This window comes from Streptomyces sp. 891-h (genome assembly GCF_022760275.1).
GTDB classification, from domain to species: Bacteria; Actinomycetota; Actinomycetes; order Streptomycetales; family Streptomycetaceae; genus Streptomyces; species Streptomyces spirodelae.
The window spans coordinates 3,316,818-3,338,850 of record NZ_CP050693.1 but is presented as its reverse complement, the minus strand read 5'-3'; the positions used below and the strand labels follow the sequence as shown (position 1 = coordinate 3,338,850).

13 protein-coding genes and 2 pseudogenes are annotated in these 22,033 nt (G+C 61.7%); 4 read left to right on the top strand and 11 right to left on the bottom strand.

Annotated elements, in window-relative coordinates:
• Positions 1–77 precede the first annotated feature (77 nt).
• The 3 genes and pseudogenes from HC362_RS14365 to HC362_RS14355 all read right to left on the bottom strand — a co-directional run bounded on the left by HC362_RS14365 (position 78) and on the right by HC362_RS14355 (position 1,391).
• A complete protein-coding gene (locus HC362_RS14365) occupies positions 78–485 on the bottom strand; it encodes a hypothetical protein (RefSeq protein WP_243088948.1) in 408 nt (135 codons plus the stop codon).
• A 96-nt stretch (positions 486–581) separates the two neighbouring features.
• Positions 582–968: pseudogene (locus HC362_RS14360) on the bottom strand (DUF6083 domain-containing protein); the annotation flags it as partial.
• A 159-nt stretch (positions 969–1,127) separates the two neighbouring features.
• Positions 1,128–1,391, bottom strand: a complete 264-nt coding sequence (locus HC362_RS14355) for a helix-turn-helix transcriptional regulator (protein WP_243084306.1) — start codon at positions 1,389–1,391, stop codon at positions 1,128–1,130.
• Between the two features lie 618 nt (positions 1,392–2,009).
• On the opposite strand from HC362_RS14355, the gene HC362_RS35050 reads away from it, so the two are divergent.
• Positions 2,010–2,573: a hypothetical protein gene (locus HC362_RS35050; RefSeq protein WP_347568439.1), complete on the top strand. Its 564-nt coding sequence runs from the start codon at positions 2,010–2,012 to the stop codon at positions 2,571–2,573.
• 295 nt (positions 2,574–2,868) lie between these two features.
• Here the strand turns inward: HC362_RS35050 and HC362_RS14345 are convergent, their stop codons facing one another.
• From HC362_RS14345 to HC362_RS14335, 3 genes and pseudogenes are all read right to left on the bottom strand, one after another.
• A complete protein-coding gene (locus HC362_RS14345; RefSeq protein ID WP_243084303.1) occupies positions 2,869–4,437 on the bottom strand; it encodes a LacI family DNA-binding transcriptional regulator in 1,569 nt (522 codons plus the stop codon).
• A gap of 47 nt (positions 4,438–4,484) precedes the next feature.
• Positions 4,485–4,865, bottom strand: coding sequence for a helix-turn-helix domain-containing protein (locus HC362_RS14340; protein WP_243084302.1), 381 nt, complete (start codon positions 4,863–4,865; stop codon positions 4,485–4,487).
• Positions 4,866–5,388: 523 nt separating this feature from the next.
• Positions 5,389–5,565 (bottom strand): annotated as a pseudogene (locus HC362_RS14335) (XRE family transcriptional regulator); the annotation flags it as partial.
• 566 nt (positions 5,566–6,131) lie between these two features.
• On the opposite strand from HC362_RS14335, the gene HC362_RS14330 reads away from it, so the two are divergent.
• From HC362_RS14330 to HC362_RS14320, 3 genes are all read left to right on the top strand, one after another.
• The gene (locus tag HC362_RS14330; protein WP_243084301.1) at positions 6,132–6,515 is read left to right on the top strand and encodes a hypothetical protein; all 384 of its coding nucleotides are present in this window, start codon (positions 6,132–6,134) and stop codon (positions 6,513–6,515) included.
• 88 nt (positions 6,516–6,603) lie between these two features.
• A complete protein-coding gene (locus HC362_RS14325; protein ID WP_243084300.1) occupies positions 6,604–8,061 on the top strand; it encodes an ATP-binding protein in 1,458 nt (485 codons plus the stop codon).
• A complete protein-coding gene (locus HC362_RS14320; RefSeq protein WP_243084299.1) occupies positions 8,058–10,034 on the top strand; it encodes a Druantia anti-phage system protein DruA in 1,977 nt (658 codons plus the stop codon). The genes HC362_RS14325 and HC362_RS14320 overlap by 4 nt, the downstream gene beginning before the upstream one ends.
• A 160-nt stretch (positions 10,035–10,194) precedes the next feature.
• Here HC362_RS14320 and HC362_RS14315 read toward each other — a convergent pair whose 3' ends face one another.
• From HC362_RS14315 to HC362_RS14295, 5 genes are all read right to left on the bottom strand, one after another.
• On the bottom strand, positions 10,195–11,220 hold the full coding sequence (locus HC362_RS14315) for a hypothetical protein (protein WP_243084298.1): 1,026 nt from the start codon (positions 11,218–11,220) through the stop codon (positions 10,195–10,197).
• Between the two features lie 164 nt (positions 11,221–11,384).
• A complete protein-coding gene (locus tag HC362_RS14310) occupies positions 11,385–11,951 on the bottom strand; it encodes a DUF4365 domain-containing protein (protein ID WP_243084296.1) in 567 nt (188 codons plus the stop codon).
• Between the two features lie 244 nt (positions 11,952–12,195).
• Positions 12,196–17,745, bottom strand: coding sequence for a DEAD/DEAH box helicase (locus HC362_RS14305; RefSeq protein ID WP_243084295.1), 5,550 nt, complete (start codon positions 17,743–17,745; stop codon positions 12,196–12,198).
• The gene (locus HC362_RS14300; RefSeq protein WP_243084293.1) at positions 17,742–18,827 is read right to left on the bottom strand and encodes a hypothetical protein; all 1,086 of its coding nucleotides are present in this window, start codon (positions 18,825–18,827) and stop codon (positions 17,742–17,744) included. The genes HC362_RS14305 and HC362_RS14300 overlap by 4 nt, the downstream gene beginning before the upstream one ends.
• Before the next feature lie 2 nt (positions 18,828–18,829).
• Complete coding sequence (locus HC362_RS14295) at positions 18,830–21,718, bottom strand: hypothetical protein (RefSeq protein ID WP_243084292.1); 2,889 nt, start codon at positions 21,716–21,718, stop codon at positions 18,830–18,832.
• Positions 21,719–22,033: the final 315 nt, after the last annotated feature.

Genomic DNA, 22,033 nt, shown 5'->3' with positions numbered 1-22,033 from the left:
CACGCGGCGTTGGACCAGATGCAGTTCCCGGGGAATGGCAGGCCTTGACAAGGACACCTCTACGGCGCAGTGATGCGTCACGGCCGTGCCCGTCGTAGTGCGGGTCCGCTGCGGCCGGGGCGGCGCCCGTGCGTGGGCAGCCGGGTGTGGATGTGTTCGTGGTGGCGGCGCGGGTCGAAGGGTTCCCAGTCGGCGACAGCCATGTCACCGGCCGTGAGAGCAGCGGCGTGCTGCCTGCACCGCTGAGCGCGCCAGCGCAACTGCTCCTGATACTGCAGAGCCGACAGACTGTAGACGGTCATGGCATCGAATGGCAGCGCCAGTTGGCCGCTCGTCGCGTTGACCGGCGTCAAGGCCCAGGTGCCGCCTGGAGCGTCTGGGCTGAGCACCAGGGCAGGGCAGCGGCGACGGCGCCGGGTTTGGGCAACGCACTGCATCTCGTCGACGGGATGGGACGCCAGGTAGCGGGCGTAGAGCAGTTCCACGATGGGTCTCGCCGGGCGGCAGGTCGTTTCTCCTGCCGGCGGGGAGTCGAGCGGCACGGCAGGAGGGACAAGAGTCCGGGCATTCAGCAGTCTGCGCGTGCGGGTGGCCAGGGAACGGCGTAGTCCTGACAACTGGGATACGGTCGGTGGAACTGCTCGGGCCGGGCACAGTAGGGCGTGTGGCAGACGGCACCAGCCGCTGCCGTCGCCTGCCGGATCGGCGACGCCGGAATCGATGTGCCAGCGGCAGGCTTCAGGGACCTGCGACACGGGCAGCTCTTGCGGATGAAGCCGGACCAGGCATCCGTTGCTGCGCACGTACCACTCGGTGGGATTGCCGCACTTACGGCAGGAGCCGCATAGAGCGGAGCGCAGCAGCCGACTGCCATTGTCTCGGTCGACCCGTAGGGAGCGTCGCCGCCAATGGGCCCTGAGGTGGCTGCGGCCCCAGCGTCGGTCGGAAGGACGAGGTGAGGGGTGCATGCGCGCGAAGCTGCCAGGCAACATGCCGTTCGGGCGGCAGCCTGTCCGCAGGTTCCCCCAGTCGGCCCTGGTTGAGGTACAGCAGTACGAATGATTGATCAGATGTTCGATACGACGTTGCCGATTCGGGTGATTCGCGGAAGCTGCCGCAGGCCCGGATCAGTCTTCGGAGTCTCCGGGCTGGTCGTGTCCGCGGCAGAGCGTGCTGAACAGGACATCGAACTGCGCATCCAAGGCATGTGCGAGGGCATGCCAAGTACGGAGGGTGCCGATAGTGCGCCCCTGTTCGATCTCGATGACCGTGCGTCTCCCCAGGCCGCTGCGGGCTGCGAGCTCGTCGTAGCTCCACCCGCGGGCGGCCCGCAGACGCGCTAGCTCCAGCCGCAGCGCGTTGAGGTCCGGGTCGGGCGGCAAGATCGTCACCCAGCCATCCGACGGTGCAGATCCCTGCCCTGTCAGTGCAGACCTCTGCCCTACTTTTCGGGATGGTCGCGACAGTAGGAGGGCAGAGGTCTGCACTACCGTGTCGGTCGCCTCCCCGTTTGGCGAGGTGAGGGATGGCGCGGTATTAGGAGGGAGGGACACGCGCCCATGAGGTTGCGCACAGTGTGTCCTCCGGCGGCGCGGGCCTGGACGGTGGAATTGAGATGCCAGACCGGCGAGCTTGTCCTCGTCTGTCGGCAGTGTCCCTACAGCGGCCGACAGGTCCCGGCAGAGTCGGCGCGCTCGGCCGCTCTTGCCCACCTCGCCCGCCACGCCCGTGCCGATCTCCGGGCACCTCACCTGCGAACATGCCAGTGCCACGAGCGTGGCTGCCGCTGGCACCGCCGTCACCGCGGGTGCGCCGGGCCCGTCCGCCTGCTCCTCGCCTGTGAACGCGGGGGCCGGGTATGGCGCCTCGCTGACGCTTGCAGTGCCTGCGCAGTGGCTACTACTCAGGCCTCCGTCGTCCCCGACACCGTACTGGTCGAACTACCGTGCCCGCCTTCCGCCCGACCGCGCCGTTCCCGGTGTCCCAGAGGGCCCGGCGAGCGCGTGCGTGTGAGCGAGATGCTCAGTTACCTGGCTGTGGTCCTGCCCGCGGATGCGTCTGCCGAAGCGAGGTTCCTGGCCCTCCAGTGCGCGCTGCGCATGAACGCATCCATGAGGGTCCAACTCCCCGCAGGCCTGTTGCGCAGTCTTCGCCTCGACGCAGCGCACGTTTCCCGCGAACTGGAGCAGACGGGGTGGCTAAGTGTCATGGACAGTCCTCGAGCGGCAGGGATTGGCGCGGAACTCCTTGATGCCACGCTGCTGGCCCAGGCGCCCGCCCGTCCCGACCGACGGCGCGCTGCCGACTGGGCGCTGCGCCATGGGTGCCCCGCGCGGACGGGAGCGGCCGACCCGGGGCTGCAACTGCTGGGCGTCTATCTCACGGCCCACAGCGATCCCTCCTCGGGAAACGGATCACGCGAATGCGACTGGATCATGCGGGCCTGCGGCGTGCCAGATCAAGCTCTCCCCGGTGCTCTCGACCAACTGACGGGCAGTGGTGTTCTGAAGGGGTGGCGGATCTGCCCGGACTCAGGGGACATGCACTGGATTCTTGCGTCGGAGCAAGGTTGAGCGTCCCGACCTGTACGAACCTACGTCGCCGAAGGCTGTCGTATCCGGGTACGTAGGAGCGGCTAGATGTGCTGTTGTCGGCGAGGCTTGCTGGGACGGCGCAACCGGCCCCGGCTATCCAAGGACGAGGGCTGCGCTGAGCCAACGGACCGCGGCGGCACCACCTCCCCAGATGGAGCGTTTCGTGGCACTCCCCACTGCAGGAATGACGATTGACCGGCCGACGGGCTAGGTCATGCTGCTGATCCGAGCCACGGTGATCGAGGTTAAGCGCGACGGCCGGTCCCGCGGCGAGTCACCCGAGGTTGAGGTCCTGCCGACTGCTACCAGCAGATTGTTGGCGAGGAGGTTGGACCATGGACGCGCGTGCGTGCAGGAGATCGTTGAGCACGCGCACCGGAGACGTTGGACACAGGGCCAGTCGGGCGTCGAGGGCTGCCTCCCATTGCTCGGTCAGACCGAGCTTGAGGCGTTTGCGCATGCCAGGGGTGACGTGGGCGTAGCGAGCGGAGACCGAACAGTCGATGTGGCCCATGCGGTCGTCCATGAGGACCCTCTCGGTGCCGAGGGCCTCCATCACGGTTCGGTGGGTGTGGCGGAGGCCATGGGGCGTGAGGCCCTTGGCGATCGGGAGCCAGCAGGCGTCAGCTCGGTTCCTGGCCCCACGCCCTCGGGCCGGGACGCCGGGCCACGGCTCGCCGAGCAGGGGTACGGGGCGAGCCTCTTGCGGTGCCCTCTTCGGGTACCAGCCGGAGACCGCCGGGGTGAAAAGCCAGGTCGCGAAGCCGCTTCGGCGCCAGTGAGCAGCGTGCTCCGGCACCGTGCCGCCCCGCACGAAGCCCAGGTCCGCGATGGCCTGCTCCACTCTCACTCGCTTGGCCTCGGTGACGCGGTCGAGGTGGTTGAGGACGTTGGACACCGTGCCTGTGGAGACCTCGGCACGGCGCGCGACGTCGACTAGCTTCGCGCCTTGGTGGCCGCCGGTGCGAGCCGTGCCCTGGCCTCGGAAGACGTAGGTCTTGCCGTGACACGGGCAGGGTGTCGGCTTCGTGCGGGCGACGTGGTTGGCGACCAGGGCCGACAGCCAGTCCATCGCGTCGATGGCGCGATAGCTATCGTCCTTGGGCGGGCAGCGCACTAGCTCGCCGGTGTCGAGTTCGTACAACTGCCACTCGACACGGATGGAACTGGGGCGGGCGAACTCCGCCTCGAGGCCGACGACTTCGCCCCAGCGCATGCCGGTGTACCCCTTAAGGACGACGGCGACGAACTCGTCGTCGCGGCCGGAGAGCAGGGCGACCCGTTCGGCGGTTAGCAGGATACCGAGCGGGTCGGTGACGACCTTCTCCGGGCCACGGTTTCGGGAGCGGCCGGCGCGCTTGCCGCGTCCGCGTCGCCTGGCCGCGGGGTTGGACGTGAGCAGGCCCTCGTCGATTGCGTCTTCGAAGATCAGGTGGAGGGTCGAGCGCCAGGTCTTGACGCTGGAGGCTGCGTACACGGCCTTCTCCTTCTTCTCCCACAGGTCGACGTCCGTACGCAGGATGCTGGCGAGTGCTTTGTCCTCGAAGTCGGTGAGCAGGTGCTCCTCGATGTGGCGTTTGTAGTTCTGCATGGTCGAGGCGGCCAGGTCCTGGGCCTCGTACCAGCGGTTGGCGTACTCGCCGAAGGTCTCCTGACCGACTGCTGGGTTGCGCCAGTCGCCGCGCCGGTACTTGTGCTCGGCCTCGCTGGCGGCGCGTTGAGCCTCGCCGTTGGCAGCGAACCGGATCGCCTTGCCGTTCTCGCCGGCGACCGTGAGGTGTTTGCCGGGCGCGGTCTTGTATCGGCCGCGCCAGCAATTTTTGCGCTTCTCCGCGAAACCCAATTTCCCTCTTCCTCCCCTGTTCTCGAGGCTTGTGGCTGGATACGGCGCTACGCGACGGTCTTGTACCGGGTACGACGTGGCGGCCGGGCCCGCAGTCGTCCCTTCGTCGGGGTCGTAGTTGGCCGAGGAGGCTGGACGGCATGAGTTCGCGCAGCGGGAGGCGTGAAAGCTGCTGCAACGGTCGCTGCGTTGCCGGCGGATCGCGTCGGGCATTCTTCGTGGAACCGGATGATCTCGTCGAGGTGCCCGGCGGTGAAGCGGTAGGCGCGACCGATACGGGCGTGCGGAATGAGGCCACGTTTGGCGCGGTCCTTCACCCACCAGGCGGAACAGCCGAGGGCTTCGGCGATCTCCTCGGGGCGGTAGAGGCGGGGCAATGAGGCTTGGCTCTCGGTGCTGGGGCGGTGGTGTACGAAGGCAGGGGGCATCGACGCGCGGTGCAAGGAGAGGGGATCCTTACTCGATTGGGAGCTCTTGGCCAGCGACGCTGGACGGGGGCCTCGTTACGAGGCGCTCATTCTCTGCAGCAGCACGAGGGGCGAGAGGAGTAGGGCTTGGCCAGATTGGCGGCCCCAGGCATTGCCTATCGGCGTCCACCGCCCGGTTCGTGGGCGGTCTGGGCTGGAGGCCGCTGGGAGTCTTCCGCTTGCCGTCTGCTGGGTAGGGGCACCCCATGCCAGGCCGCCGAGATCGAGTCGATGGCGAGCACGGGGCACGGCGATGTCGACGCCTTGCGGCTGAGGAAAGTCATTGCCGACTTTCACGGTCGGAGAAGGATGCAAAGAGCACATGCGGGCGAAGCTGTCAGCCAACACGCCGTATGGGCAGCATCAGGGTCAGCTGGTCCCCCAGGCAGGTCAAAGTGGGGCGACAGTAGTGCGAATGCTCGATCGTGTATTCGATGTAGCGATGTCAATTCGGGTGATTTGCTGCCGGTGTCGGTGCCCCGGGTCACTCCACGGCGGCTCCGAGTAGGGCCTGTTCGTGGCAGAGGTCGGCGAAGAGTTCGTCGAATCGCGTGTCTAGGGCGTGTGCGAGTGCATGCCAAGTCTTGAGCGGGCCGATGGTGAGTTCTACCTTGATTTCAATCACAGCGCGTCTCGCCCGGGCCCCGGGGGCCGCCAACTCGCCCTGTCAGTGCAGACCTCTGCCCTAATTCCCGGCGTCGTCGCGACAGCGGGAGGGCAGGGGTTGCACTACCGTGGCGGCTCCACAGTCGGAGAGGAGGAGTGCGCAGCACGGAGTGATATGGGCTTATGCGACTTCTGAGCGGCCGACCGGTGGCTGTGACACCAGCCCGATCGGCGCCGCTGCTGAGCGCGGCTGCCGTTGACACCGCCGCCACCGCGGGTGCGTCGGGCCCATCCGCCTGCTGCTGGGCCGTGAGTGCGGTGGGCAGGTGTGGCCGGCCCGCCGACGCCTGCGGTGCTTGTGTCGCGACAACGGCACAAGCCGCCGTTGTGCCCGACACTGTTTTGGCTGGGCCGCCTGGACTGGCTTCTGCCGCAGGTTCGCCGTCCCCGGCGGCCCATGGGGCCAGATGAGCGTGTCCGTGTCCCTCAGCGATCTGGCTGCTGTCCGCGAATCTCCGCGAAAGTAGAAGTTTCTCTCGCGAGGGACGCCCCGCGCAGGATCCGGAGGTCGTAGCCGACAGACTCGGACTCCTCCACTTCTTCATCAGCCATGATGCTCACATGACCACCAGCCAGTCGCCCGCAGAGATCATGACCCTGCTAGAGCGTCTCACGGGACAGAAGATTGCCGCGCTCCAGGTGCTCGGCATCAACTCGCTCAAGACCTTCTCGCCGCCTCCGGAAGCGCTGGTAGGGGAGGCAGTGACAGCAGTGGGTACCCTCGACCGCAGTATCAGCATCGACACCGTCAGCCATGTCGTTACGTTCGATCTGCAGCGCACCGGTCGAGTCGTCCCGCTTGAGAACGCACAGGCGTACACACCCGTTGCGGGGGTCAGCCGACCCACCGTGCGCCTGCTGATGGCCGACGGATCAGGGGTGGACCTGAGTGAACCGGCCCGGACCAAGCGGATCACGGTCTCAATCGCGGCCAGGTCCGCATGACCCTTGTCGCGCCGAAATGATCTACTTCCCAGGCCGCCTCGATGCAGCTACTCTCGACGCAGGCATCTGAGCAAGTCAGGGAGCGGAGATGGGCCAACAGACGCACCGTAAGGACGACCTCCTGGTCGCCTCCAACTTCATCCGAGCAGTCCGTGAGTCGGGCTACGTCAGCCTCTCGACCGCACTCGCAGAACTCGTCGACAACTCAATCCAAGCGGCAGCGAACCAAGTCGCGATCACGATCACGCGGGCCAAGGCCGGCGATGATCCGGAGATTCAAGTTGAGGACAACGGCGAAGGGATGACCCGCTCCGGAATCGAGGCCTGCCTCCGTTTCGGTGGCTCCTCCCGCTTCGATGGGCGGCGATCGTTCGGTCGCTTCGGTATGGGGCTGCCTGCTGCGTCACTCAGCCAGGCCCGGCACATCGAGGTGACCTCTTGGCAGAACGGTCGGAGTGCAAACCGGGTCACTTTGGACGTCGATGCGGTTTCCGCCGGAATTCCAGTTGATCTGCGCGCTCGCCGTCAACCCGGCAGCACAGTGGGCTCGGGGTGCCTAGTGGTGTGGCGGAACTGCGACCGTATCGAGTACCGGCGCCTTGCCTGGCTCGAGCGGGCCCTACGTCGGGATCTCGGACGTCTGTACCGCCGCTTCCTGGGCGATGACAGACTCAGTCTGACCATCAATGGAAAGCGGGTCGATCCAATCGATCCCATGTTCCTCACAACGCAAGTCGAGGGGCACAGCGCGCGACTGGCCTTCGAGCCGCTCCGCTATGAACTTGCCGCTTCGTCGGGTGAGACCGCTTTCGTCACGGTGCGCTTCGCGATGCTGCCGGTTCACCACTGGCATCATCTGGACAACGCAACTAAGCGGCGCACAGGCATCGTAGGTGGGGCCGGCGTCTCCATCCTTCGTGCTGGCCGGGAGATCGCGAGTGGTTGGCATCTCATGGGCGCGAAGCGCAAGGAGAACTATGATGACTGGTGGCGCTGCGAGATTGACTTTGACCCTGTCCTGGATGAGCACTTCGGCATCACCGTGAACAAGCAGGGCATCCGGCCATCACAGGAACTTCAAGAGGCCCTTGGGCCGGAGCTGGAGTCGATCGCCCGGCTGCTTGGCTCACGCGTGCGCCAAGCCTTCGAGGAGGTCAAGTTCCAAGCCGCAACAGAGGCATCATGCCGGATAGCGGAGGCCGCGGACGTTGACCTGCCCGTCATACGGTCAGCTGGAAAGGGCTCAGGTGCCCTCAGCTACCGGATCGAATCCAAGCAGCTTCCGGTTGAGACGATGTTCACCTCGGCCCTGAAGCGGCGCACGCTCGACGTCACGCTCAACGTTGACCATCCAGCCTTCGCTGCGCTGTACCGCCCCCTCCAGACGCTGAGCGACGAAGCAGGAAGAGATCTGCGTACTGCACTCGAACTGTTCGTCCTGTCCTTCGCCCGTACCACGACTCTCCTGCTCCGCGACGGCCAAAACTGCGATGACCTACTGCGAGTATGGAGCAAAACCTACGGACGGATGCTCCAGAAGTCATGAATGAAGAGGCCAAGCCTGTTGTCCTCAGCCTACCCGCCGACGCCTCTCGCCAGGAACGGCAAGCGTTCAACCGTCTCTGCGCCCTGCTTGCTGAGGGCCCTGTCGGCTCCGCGGACGTCAACGGTCACGATCAGTGGATCAACGCAGCCAAGATCAAGAAGCTGTACGAGCAGCCGCTTCTCGCAGCAGCTGCTCACACAGCCATCGACCTGGTAGATCAAGGCTGGACGATCCAGACCCAGAAGTCCGAGCACATCTTCACCCCACCATTGGCGAGTCGTGACCGTGAGGAGGAGAAGGCTCGGATCCGACGTCAAGAGCATTTGCGTCGCGATGAGCAGCTCAGGCAGAGTAGCGTCCGACGTTTCGTCGAAAGCATGGAGCGCACGCACCAGCATGGCGACCAGTTGGTCTCCATCTTCAATTTGATGCGCGATGGCCGAGAGCTGGCGGACGCGCTACAGCGCACAGGGGCGTGCACAGATGTCATCAACCCGTACGTTCAGGTCGTCGACTCCTCGACTTGCGAGCTGACCGGCTTCAAGCTTCACGATATCTGGCGTTACTTTCGCCACACTTGGTCTAACGCGTACGCGACTGTACCCGGTCGCTCGATGCCGATCTTGATCCGGGATGCAGCCACCGACTTCCATACCGTGATCGGACTGGCGGCCATCTCCAGCCCAGTGGTCCAGATTGCCGAGCGTGACCACTGGATGGGCTGGGATACCGATCAGTTCCTTGAGCAGGTACGAGCGGATCCCACCGCTGACATCGCCTCTTGGCTGGCCCAGCGGATCAACACTCAGCAGGAAGAGATCTATGTCGATGATCTTCTGCGGGATGGAATCCTTCAACCGACTGACCTGACATCACCCACACCAGAGGCCGTCTCCCGGCTACGGGCTGATGCTGAACGGCATCGTCAGCGCCACCACCAGGCCAGCACCATCGGCGAAGTGCGCAACATTGACCGCGATGCATGGGTGAATCGGGCTACGACAGATCTATTTAGAAGCAAGCGCTCCTCGGCGCTCTCCGAGACCTTGGAGATCGCCACTTTGCTGGGCGCCTATCTCTCCCCGCCCACGGCAGAGGGGCTCGCCAAAGCCTTCTCGGACTCGAAGGCGCGAACGCAGATGCGTCGCGTGGTACGCCGCGCACGAGGGGAGAGGGTCGGCACCGTCATCGCTGACCTCACCGTCTGCGGCGCCGTGGCGCCCTACAACACACTCACGGCAGGGAAGCTCGTGGGGGCGCTTGCCGTCTCGCCACGGGTGCTGACCGCTTACCGCCAGAAGTACGCACGTCCTAGTGAGATCGCCTCCGCGATGGCCGGCCGCCCAATCCTCCGGGAACCCCGCCTCTCATTCATCGGAACCACGTCGCTCTACGGTACTGGCTCAAGCCAATACAACCGACTGTTCTGGCCTGCTGAGGTCATGGGGGGCAAGAGCGATACCCGGATGGGGTTCCATGAACTTGGACGGTCGCGCTCCTTCGGAACCTCTCACTTCTCCAGCGAAACCGTCGACGCTCTCGTCCGCCTTTCCACGCTGCGTGGGTCGCTCGTTCGGGTCAACAACCTGTTCGGTGAGGGAGTAAGCCCTCGTCTACGCAAAGTAAGACTAGGAATTGCCGCACTCGGATGGCCCGCCAACGAACTCCTCAGGCATGGGCGTGAACGCATCCTCTACGGTGTTCCGCTGGTCGAGAATCTCCGAGACTATTCCCTCGGTATCGACGAGGAACCGGATTACTTGCTCGACCCCGATCTGCCCGAGTCAGACGCCAGGGTCGCCAACTGGTGGCTCGGGCGCTGGTGTCGACCGAGGGCGGCACGCCAAGATGTCCTTGATTCCATGCGTGTCCATCGGCTCGTCCGACCAGTTCAGCACGGAGCCCGGGTACCGCTACCCGTTGGAGACGGAATGCCACCCATCGGCGAGGAAGTGCTGCCCATCAATACGTAATTGAACTTACCCACCGAGCCCCAGCTGTTGTAGCAGGGCTGGGGCCCAAACCGCCCACGCCACGTTCGACATTGCAATCTGGGCCCAGATACGGTCACGTGTGGGAAGAGGACGAGGAACTGCTTTCTAACGGGTCGTTCCGAATGCACGTCTCGACCCGTTAGAGTTGGTCCGACTCAGGTGTTCCGAGGCCCATACGGTGGCGCAGGAAGCTTGAGTCGACTTCGATGCGACCAGATAGGCGCCAAGCGCGACGCTCGTAAGCCAGATCTCCCGTGACAGTAAAAGGAAGTCGCTGCTCGTAAGCCATAATCGCCCAACCATGATCCTCTCCTGCCAGCGGAACATGGACGCGCAGAGTCTTCCCGTTAATCTCCGCTACGACGATTGCGGTGCCCGCCTCCTCTTCACTGGGTGTCGATTCATCTCGTACGAGCGACTTCACAGACCCAATCAGGGTCTCACGCCGCACGGGCTCTTCGCCTCTCACGAGCTGCTCTCGAACACTCGGGAGCTCAGCAATCAAATCTTGGTCCAGCACAATGGTTGCCAAACCCACATCTGGCTTACGTTCAGCTGCTGCCCATTCGAAAGACAAGTCCAGCGAACGAAGATGCTCGGGCCGCGACATTTCTTCGAGTGACTCCACTAGCCCAGCACTGAGCCCCAAACTGCTCGGGGATGCGAAGGCCTCTTGACTCCATGTCTGCGTCAGACGTTTCGTGGTCTCAAGCCCTCTAGCCAGGGTTTCCATGACATGACGAGAGAACGAAATTGTGGGTTGCTCCCGACCGCCCATGGGTTGAGGCTCAGCTTCCCCTAGACGGGACACAATCGTGAACACGAAGCTGCCGCGCTTAGTATGACCTAGCCTCACATCTTCATTGAGGAAATCATTCACCGCAGCCGGCCGACGCCCTCTATGTGAGTGGTGGGGGTCAGCCGCAGTAGTTGCAGCAGCCTTCATCATCTTGAGGAGCGCCTGCAGCGTCTTTTCAGCCTGCTGGAACGGAATCGTGCCGTCCATCATCTCTTGATCGAGGCGCACGAAAAAGAGATCTGCGCGTGCCGCGATCACGCGCTCCAAAAGCTTCCCAGCATCCCAATCATGGATGTGTCCGAGTGACTCCAGCGCATCCACGAAGCGTGGTGCGAAATCTGCGAAGTCAGTGGCGAGTGGGATCATGACACGAGGTGCGGTGGCCAAGGGACTCGCGGCGTAGCGCCAGACCTCACGGACCTTCGGCTGTTGCAGCTCGAGCTCCCAATCATGCGAAGCCAAGAATTGGGAGACAGCCGAAGGCGTTAGTGCGGACGCAACCTCACGGTAACTATCAAGCGTGGATCGAGTCACCTCAGACCTCCCTCAGCATCGCCGATTGACTTCATGATGCCCAAAAGCTGCTCGCCTGTGAATAGATTTCGACGAGGCAAGTGCACAGTGTGGTGATCTTTAATCGGGCCATCATGTCTCAGATTTTCCGCCGACTCCCAGAACATACGGCTACCTGTGAATAGACCGTACTCATTAGCGCGAACCCATGGCTCTGGCTCGCGTGGGATGAGAAGTACGCCGAGGTAGGCAGGTATATACCGTTTCTTACGAGTCAGCTTCTGAAACGGATTAGCCTTCATTTTCCAAGTCATGCTGTCATCTTTGAGCAAACTCTCCTGATAGGTACACTTCAGTTGAAGTTCGAACTGTGGGCCGTAGTAGCCACGGTACTCAGTCGAGGAGACGATCGTAATATCGACACCCTCGTAATCAGTCTCGTGCGGCTTTATCGAGCAGCCCGCTGCATAGGCAACCATTCGCGTAAAAGAAACACTAAAGTGTTCCTGGAGTGCCGTGATCGGCACCTGGCCTTCTGCGAGATCTTCTTCATCCATCTCCTTTTTGATGCCAGCTTCGGGCATATTCCCCCTCCTGATGTCCCTTCGTCGGCGGCCAGAGTAACTTGTGAGAGCCAGAAGGAACGCTGCGTTCGGCAAGCTCTGCGCGTCCTGAAACCGCCACCTTTGAGCCCGACACCATTGCCGACAGCCACCTGATGATGGCCCGATCATCATGATGCAGGCCATCACCTTCTTGCCTAATAGGCGGTCAGCAGAGGTAGCAGCAAATTCTTCTGAGCATCGCCCAATCGGGTCGGCTTTGAGCTCACTGCAACGTTTGAAGGACGAGCTGTGTCGCGAATGGCAGATTACGAGAAATGACCAGATCGTCGATTAGGCGAACTGCTCCGCCACCATCTTTGGCATCCTGCAGCCTCTCGGTGGACGCGACGTCAGGAGTGAGAGGACTATGCACGGCGAAGAGCCACTGCTGGTCGCCTCGCGTCGCAAGGATGGGGGCAGTAACCACACCGACACCTGCAACGTCAACCTCGGTGTTCGGCTCGAATGAGACACCGTCGATGTCTCGGCTGGCGAGGTCTTCATAGAGTTTGTCGGCCGATCGTGCGAGCCGCTCCGAGTCCAGGGTTGGCGGCGTTTCATTGATCAGGTAACGCAGCAGGCCAGCACCGACACGACGGTCTAGTAGGTTGTGCTCGAAACGATTGCGGAAGCTGCGCAGGCAGCGGTAGCAGGACTCGTCGCAGTCCTCCGGGCAGTTCTCGAGCAGTTCCAGCGTTTGCTCAAAGATCTCCATCCCGTGGTCATGGACCCGGCGGGTGAAGCCGGCGCCGCCAGCGAGTGTGTCGTACAGGTAGATCTCGGCCTCAAGACCTTCGCCGCCGCGTGTGTTGAGCGCCGGACGATACTCCGCCTGTAGCTCTGCTGCCTCGATGCCGAGCTTCCTAGTTGCGGCAATAGTCAGCGCCTCAGCGATTGTGCGCAGTGCGATATGCGTAGATAGGTATGCGGGCTTGAGCGTGACGGGTGATTCCACCTTCAGGCGGACCAAGAGAACGTCGGAGATGAAGTCGGTTCCCAGAACTAGGCCGCGGGTCGAACGACCACCGGGACAATCCGGCTCCTTCTCATCGGGGTAGGGCTTCTTATGTGTTCCCCCCACCACACCTGAGGGAGTCGCTGTCGGCTCAATGAGACCGCAACTTACACAATACGTGTATCCTTCGCTACGGGGGCCAGTGTTGGTTACAAGCAGCGTCTCACGGCGGTAGTGCTGTGCCAGCCGCTCCGTGACTTGCTGCCAGGCGCTCTCCTCAGTCGGCCCAGGTGCCATGAGTTTGGCTCGTGTGGCGTAACTGCGTGCTGGTGGCTTGTCAGGACTGGTGCCGGGATCTTTCCTGGCCGGATGCGCAAACCCTGGAGGGCGCATCCAGTTCTTTGCCTCGCCAAAAGAATTCTCGGTGCGACAGGCCGGACAATCACGCGTTTCGCCTCGTTTGGCTTCTTGGTAAGAGAAGTAATTGGCGTAACGACAGACCTTGCACTCGAAGTAGAGAACCCTGTCCCGCCAAGCTTGGTGGCGTGTTTCCTGGACCGGCGCGTAAATTGCTCCGGAAGTCCATTCTTTGCTGTCTATCCATACCACCTTCCCGGGCGCGTACTGGCTGAGCGCGGCAGCAAGCCCCTGGCTGGGCGCATAGTCAAACGCTGGTCTGAACGGCGTCGATCGGTGCAGGTCGAATACGTAGAATGCGACGACATCCGTGGGAAAGGCGTAGCGAGGCAGCACTCCCTTGTAAAGTAGCCGATCAAGAAGATTCTTCTGACCTCGTCGGACGTTTGGCTCCTCCGCGGCATCAGAAATCTCCTCGACATCATCCTCTCCGGTCTCAGTCGAGGCGTCCCCTTCGGAGGACGTCGCGGTTTCCTCGTCGAGATCGATGTCGAGAGCCTCGTCGATCTCAGCGAGGGTCCTGGTGACGATTCCTTGAAGGAGAGCCCCCCGGCTCTCCTGGCTCAGCTCTTCCGGGAGCCACCCTGAAACTTCGTCCCGGAGAGAATCTTCGTTGGCCTTCAGCCACTCTTCCAGGTCAGTTCGGTTTAGCGGAGAGGTTGTTCCCGTGAAATCACTAACGCGTCCTAGGACCGCGAAAAGTTGCGGTTGATCCTCGGGCTTGATTTGCGGCAGGCGGTCTTGATGGTAGCGCTGCAGCAAGTACGCGATGACATGACGCCGCGTGATTTCGTCATTGTTCATCGTCAGTACTGGATCATCAACATCCCCCCGGATCATCAGATCGGGTTGACGGAAGTAGTGGTCATCGTGAGTGTCGGCGCTTCCAAAAGCCAGCACTGTAGCGACAGCGTTACCCCGACGTCCCGCCCGGCCGGCACGCTGTTGGTAGTTCGCGCGCGAAGGTGGCATATTACGTAGCGCTACACCAGAAAGGTTGCCAATGTCGATGCCCACTTCCATAGTGGTCGTGCAGGACAGAACATCGATGGCAGCGCGTTTCTGCTGATCCCCTGATCCAGGCAAGCCAAGGTTGACATCCTGGAACAACAGCTCGTGCTCTTCCGCTTTGGAGAAGACCGCATCTGACTGTGCGGCATTGAGCTGTGCCGTGTGCTCTGCGGCGATGATGCTCATCGGCAACTCGGCCGGGTCACCCAGTGCTCTGGCGGCGCTGGCACGGTAGTAGCCCATACGCGCTTGAAAGACCGAGTCCGTTTTGGGGTCGAGTACGCGGACCTGCGGAGCTCGGCAGCTGACACACCGAGTGGTGCCGGGAATGGGCCGCTGAGTGAAGCGACAGCGTTCGCAGTACCCCCACTCTTCACTAAGATCCAGATAGATCTTCGAAGCTGACAGTCGAAACTTTCCGCCAACTCTCTCGCAGAAGTGCCGAAGCAAGGTGGGCAGCCAGCTATCGTTGAACTTCTTCTTTGCTTCTCTCGACTGAAGCCATCGATCGAATGGTTGGAATTTTCCTGAATGCGGGTGGATGCCGCCCTCTGTCTGCAGCCACTCTCCGTCGGTCATCGACGAGAACCAGATCCCGGGGTTCATCCATTGCATAAGCCACAGTCGCACGAGGGCCAGTTTGGACAATTCGCCGGTCGCAATGCCTTCGATGTCGGGAAGCGCTGCGAGCAACTCTGCTGATTTGGCCGGAGGCTCGCGTAGGGAGGCCAACCCTAGGGGTGTCAATCCGCGATATTTATCTGTCAGCGTTGCGTACATCGTCCGCATGAGCGAGTGTGGTGGCGGATCCGTGATGCCGAATAGGTCCATCAACTCGCCGTAATTTCCGTCGAGGGCACCATTGTCGATGGCTTTTGTGACGTTGTCCAAAGCTTCGAGCGACTCCGTCGGCCGCAGCTCCGGGCGAAGTCTGACCGACAGCAGGCGTGCGCCAACCATTGCTGCCAGATAAAGTCGGCCCAAATTAAGCTGGCGATTAAGGGGCGGTTTATCGAGCTCCTGCCACCCGCGCAAGATCAGAGGTCGCATTACGTCGCGCATTGAATAATTTTGCAGATTGGGTGCAATCCGGGCGGCAACCTGCCGAGAGTCGGAGAACACGAGCACTTTGCGTCCACGCAACGGTGCGAAGTCGGTATTCGGCTTACTGCTGGGCGGCTGGACCTCGATCTGACGCGTCACCAAAGCCTGGAACGGCTGGTCTCCCTTGGTTTGGTGATCCTGTACAGACGACCGTCCGAAGTTCGCGGTCTTTCCACAGACGCCACAGGGCTTGAACTCCCCGTTCGCCTCGGCCTCGTGGTCATCATCACCCTTTACTGCCTCTCCGCTTCGAAAGCGCGGGATGAAGACGCTGCGGATGCGAGGACCGATTTTTTCCGGATTGAGTCTGCCGGTGACCAGGTCGAGGTCAGCGATTTCGACGTTGTCCTCGTAGCGATCCTCTAGTAGCAGGTCGAGTGCGTGAAGTTCCGGAATGGAACCGTAGGCTGACTGGAAGGCCCCCCCAGGTTCGTGCCACAGATGGGACGGGGAAGCGAGGTCGTCGGTGTAAGCCCGCGCGTAGGAGGAGCCGCAGTGTCGACAGGTGTACAGTTCGAAGACTCTGGCGCCACAGGAACATGCTGCTCTGGGCTGTGCATACAGCTGACCAACTGGACCTGACTGCGGATAGGCTTCTCGATCGACTTGAGAACATTCCGGATCAAGGCAAGCCCAGAGACCGGGAAGGCCGCGGAAGAACGCATGAACACGGCAAGGCAAGAGTCCCGCACTGTCTGCCGATCGCCGTGCTGCGCTGCCCAAGGCGACGAGGGCTGAAACGGCTCTATCAGCGAGTTCCGTTGGTGCTGTTGGGAAAATGAGCGCGCCCAGCTCATTGACTGGCTGTGCTTGCTTCATGGTCTCGTTGATGAGGAGATTCATCGGACCGAAGGCATTGAGGGCATCGTGCAACAGCTCGCCAGCCGTTGTGCTCCCAGCTCCGTCCACGGCGCAGTAGTTCAGGAGGCCTTGTACGGCAGCGATGCGGGCTCCATCGCTTTCGCCCTCATAGAACTCATGCAAGGGCACTGCGGCTAGAGCGTGAGCATCATGCAGGCTCCCCGCGCTGGCCGACTCCCGTAGCTGGAGCTTGCCCTGGACACTCTTGAAGTCAGCTTCGGACTTGCCGCTCAACTGCGCGGCGAACTGACGGGCATACTCGGGGCTCTTGAAGCTGGCACTCGTGCAGATCACCTGGAGTCGCTCGGCAGGGATCCCAAGCCTCGCGCGAAGACGGCGCAGTAGGAGTGCGACCTCGGCGCCAGCGGCACCGCGGTACATGTGAGCCTCATCAATGATCAGAAGGAACTTCTCATCGGGGTTGTCTGCCAACCAGGCTCGCGTCGCATCGAACACGGGCCGCTCGAGCGGACGCATGAGCATGTACTCGAGCATCGAGTAGTTGGTGATCAGAGCGTCCGGGGGTTCCTCCAGTACTTCGTGGCGTGTCAGGAGTTCAGGATCTTCGGGGCGGAGGACGGCACGCACAAACTCATCGGCGTTGTTCTTCCACCGAGCGCCACTCTTGCCGTACCACGCCTTGAGATCTGGCTTTGCTGGCCACTTGCCTCGCGCTTCCAACTCCTTGATGAGAGCTGACGCTTCGTCATGGCCAGGGGAAGAGGATTCGTTCTTGAGGTCGATCAGATTGATGTAAAAGTCCTCGATCGAGCGCAGGCGGGTTTGGTCCTTCTTGACCTGGCGCACGCCTGGATACAGCGTTCGGCTGGTGTACCGGGCGAAGCGTGCCGGGCGGCCGGCCCACTCGCAGAACTTGGCGGTAACGCGTGGATCGCTGAGTAGGAGTCGAAGCCGGCCCAACTGGTCGTTCACCAGCGCGTTCATCGGATAGAGGATCAAAGATCGCACAGCCGGAACTGTGAACGAGGCGGGTCTGTGCGCGGCCTCTGTCGCAAGCTTCGCCAGCATCGGCAGGAGAAACGACTCGGTCTTGCCTGAGCCCGTCCCGGTTGTGATCGCCAAACTGCGGCCGTCCCGAGCAGTCCACTCCAGAGCCTCAGCCTGATGGGTGTAGGGCGGGTCATACAGCAGTGGCTTCAGGTCGCTGGTTTGAGTTGACAGGCTCCCGAAGAGGTCTTGGACGGCGTCGTCGAGCTCAAGGTCACCGAAGCGCCGGCCCGGCTGGTAGCGAGGAGTGCTTTCGATGAAGGGGGCCTGAAACAGCACACCCTCCTGCTCCAGCACCGCGCGACGCTGATCGACCACAGTGGGATGCCCGACGTGATAGGTCGCCTCGATGTAGTCCCGTAGGGCTGTCTGAATCTTGCTGATCGTTCCCGCGATCGTCGGCGCTTCCAATGTCACGCCACCCCTCCCTCTTCGCTGACGTGCATCCATAGCATGTCAGTGAAGAACGCCGACAACTGACCGATCGCTGACATCGGTACCCGGTACGACACCAAGGCCCCCTGTGCCCGTGAGACGGGGGTCCCTACGAGCTCGAGGTAGCGCTGCGCCCACCCAGGGACAGGGCTGAACAGGTCTAGACGTAGATCGTCGGCTCTTCCCGGAGTGACGTGTATGTGCATGGACTGCGGCCTGCCCCTCAAGGCATCTATGGCTGCCTGCGTGCGCCACGCCTCGTCGCAGCCAGCTGCAGCGAGGTCATCAATAGGCAGGTCCACCAATGCGCGAGAGACGCCATGTTCAACGCGGACAAAGCACCACAAGTCAGCACCGTAGGCCTGCGGGCGGCGGGCAACGAAGTCTCCGGAGTCCCCGCTTACGATCGGCCGCCAGCGACCTCGGTAGTAGAGAACAGACGCCTCAGGATCGATGATCTTCAGGCCGTCGACCTGGCCAGACTCTCCCGCTCCATCCAAGCGCTGACGCATTCGAGCGACGACTGCGGTCGCATGCTGCTCCCTAGGTCGCTGGAGCCAGTGGTCGCGAGGAATCTCATGCAGGTGGGCGGCCTGTAGGCGGGTGGGGGCGTCCTCGACATCGAGTTCGAGGAACCGTGTATGGCCCTCGTGATGCACCTCCGCTCCTAGTGCCTCGTCTACGAGCGGTGCGCCGTTGGGCCGCACACCGAGCAACAGGTACCGCCCGGGCGCCTTTTCTACATACGAGGGTGGGGCCAAGTAGATCTGTCGACCCTTGCCATCACCATGGATAGGAAGTTCGATCAGGTCACCGACCGACAGCAGAAGGTCCAACTGTGCTGACATGTGGTGACGATCTATCAGGGACAGCTCATCTAGAGGAGAGAGGGCCTCAAGCACTGCGTCCACTAGTCGGCGCGGACTTGCCGGACACAGGAAAGAGGCGGAGCGGCGGAGCGAAGCGGAGAGCGCCTCTGCAGAGAACAAATTGGTGGTTGTCTCGTCCAAGCAGAGCGAGTGAACAGCGCGTTCTGTGACCTCCTGGATGCTGAGTGCTGTCACTTTCACTGGTCACCCCTGATGCTTGGCTGCTCTGGTTCCTCTCGAATTTCCTCAGTGCCCAGTACTGCGAATCGAGCCGCCCGAATAAGTACAGGTGAGCTCATCACGCACCTCAGCATCATGTCTCGTTCGGCCTCATCCCAAGCGGCCAGAGAACCGGGCCTACTAGCAAGAAGCAAGAGAAATTCTGCAGCGGTGCGAGAATCGTCGAAACCACTATTTACTGAGATGGCATCAATCGCATCCTTGAACCCTTCCCGCAGAGCGAGTGGCGAGTCCACCCACTGCCAGAGGCGGCTGGCGATGTGTCGGGCCACAGCACGCTGTGTTGTGGCCGCACCTACAAGTTTCTCCATCTCGTCCAGCATGCCGGTTGGCGCATGGGGGAGGCGTGCACGTTTTTGTTCCAAGTTAGCCCACCTCGTCCCGGCTATAAGGGACACAAGTGCTGTTGTGATGGTATCGAGAACCAACTGCTGCTGTCGGTGGGAGAATGGATCGGCCGACAGATCGGCATCGCTCCAGAGGCGGTGGCCAAAGATAAGTCGCTGCACTTCGGGCAGTGAATTGTCCGCATAGTGAACGATCGGGCGGTTGCTCGGATTTTGGCGCAGCCGGTTGGGATCAGGTGGGAGAATGATGGCGGCAGTCACGTTGCCTGATGTGGCCCGTAGCATTCCACCATTTGCTGGAGCGACAACCGGCCTTCCTGCGTCCCGTTGCTCACCACTCAAGGGGTTCTCTACAGGAAATAGGAGCACTTCAGTATTAGCGCCGTCTGTGCGGTCAATAAGGTACGCTTCGTACTCACCGTTGCGCTGCTTAGTGAGAACCCAACGGAGTGGATGGAAGCCGCGTTCACAGGTCAGGAATGCGAATCCTACTCCGCTTCGGGAAACGGAAACCTCGCAGGATTCGGCCTTGTTGTATGCCCTGGACCATTTTCCGCTGCGGAACTCTTGAACTACCAGCCTTTTCCATGCGTCGTCGCTGAAGGGGAGAGAGATTCCGTTTTGATGCCGTACTAGTTCCCTGCCGTTGTCGTCCCGTAGAACGATTGTTAGCTGAGCTTTCACGGCCGTGGGGCCGTTTACTGAGATGCTTGCACGGCCATCCCAGATCTCGGTTAGCTTCGGGCGGGCTGGAGTTGCGAACAGGCGGATACCTGTTCCCGCTGTTGCTGCCTCAAGGTTTGGATGGGGGTCGCGAATGGTGACGGAAAGTGAACCGCTTGTAAAAGGCGTACCTGTGCCTGCGGTCAGCAGTGCGACGTGCACCTCGTGGGCGCCTACGGCGAGGTCTTCCAGGATAAATGTCAATTGCTGACTTCCCGTAGGCCATTCGAGTAAAAATGGAATCCCGCCGTTTACCCTCACGGAGCATTTCTCCGTAGCCTGAGCAGACCTAACTTCGAGCATCACTGGTTCTCCAGCGAGGCACTCGACAGAGCCTTCCCCGTCCCAGTACGCCGGAGTGAGGCCGACAGGCTGAATCGATACGTCCGACACCACCGACAGGCCCGCTGTAGCAAGCTGAATGATTTCGGCCTCACTGATGACAGGTGGTGTTGTAACATCAAAAGCATGGACCCCATCGGTAAGCACTGATGTTTCCGTCACCCAGGGAAGTGCTGAGGGCTTACTTCCCGCACGTCCGACCAAGATATATTCTCGGCCTGGTCGGATAAACCTTCCCTTGACCTCAGTGGCTAGCCCTCCGGGCTGCTTGCGGAAAACCCACCATGGACCTTGGGCTATGGTGCAGCGCCTTGCGATCAGCTCGTTGACCTCTGTTAATCCCTGTTCCAGTTGAATGATGGGTATTTCTGGACGGGGCCACGCGGGCAGTGCTGTTCTGCCCGGATACAGAAGTGCTCCTCGTGGTAGAGGTTGGCGACGACCTTCGATCTTCGGTCGTCGTTTTCGCAGTTCCTCGACGACCTGATTGTTTTCGGTTTGAAGAGCCGAGAGATCAGGTAGTTCCAGATGTAGATGCCATCCGCCGTTCTCCTGTCGCAGGAGAAGCTTCGGGTTCGTGACGGTGGGGAGGGGCTGGTCGCGTTGAGTTGTCCTTTGGGTCGTACTTTTGGGTAGGAAGCCTCGTGAGCGGACTGAATGGGCAGAGCGTCGAGCCTGCGCCAGCCAGGTTCGTGACTCATTTTCTTTCGTCAAATCGGCGACCAAGCGAACTAGTGTCGACTGCACTAGATATGGGGATCCTTCATCGTCGCCTGAAAGTAGGGCTGCGGCGATATGGCCGAGCAAGCTCTGGTTGTAGCAAAGTTTTTGAAAACGGTCACTGTATCTACCGGTGCGGGTTGCCAGACAGGCGCCCAGTAGGTTGGGGTCATCAAGCATTTCAGACGTCATTACCGCACGGGCCTCAGACAGTAGCTGAGCCATCTGGCGTTGCAGATCGACTGGCATGATGGCATGTGTAATCGGCCAAGCGATGATATTGAAGTTCGCGGCAAAGGCCCCCTCGGGTTCGATCCCTCCATATTTGGCCGCGAACTGCTTGAACCATCTTTTGACAAGCGCGCGATTGCTGTTGATCTTCCACTGAGGACCGCAATCCCAGCCAGGAGTCTTCTGGGCGAACAGCGGCCAGTACTCGTCTCCGGTGTATAGGTAGCCGATCTCTGCGGCATGCACAACGAAGGGCAACCATTGGGCGCGGTGGCGAATGTCGAAACCCTCCGCGAGAGCTCCACCGACTGCACTCGAGAGCAATTCGAGGTCATCACCGTTGAGATCGTGTTCCAACGCAAAGACGGGCGCCGCTGGCTGCAGTGCTTGGCGATGTTCATGAAGCGTCCGAAAGTGGTGATCTAGGTACTCGTGTAGGTGTTTGAGAACCGCTATCGAACCGCCGGGTGTCGTACCTGCCACGCTCGGTGTCTCCTCCCCCTGGTCATCCTTGAGCTAGACACAGTCTGGGGCAAGTTGGCGAAACTTGGGGCATCGGCGGTTGAGATCGACTTCCGTGTCAGGCGGGGCCGCTGGTCCTTCGTTAGCGCTGCCCGCTTGGTCGGCCCCCCCCGTCTCGGCCTCGACCAACCAGGCAGTGACCTGGCGGATGCCTAGCTGTGTCCAAGCGGGCGGCGCACCGATCTCGACTCACGGGACTGTCTTCTATAACGGATTGATAACTCTATGATGCGCTCCTGAGGCAGTACGAGCAGGGCGGCGGGATCGGCGAGCGTT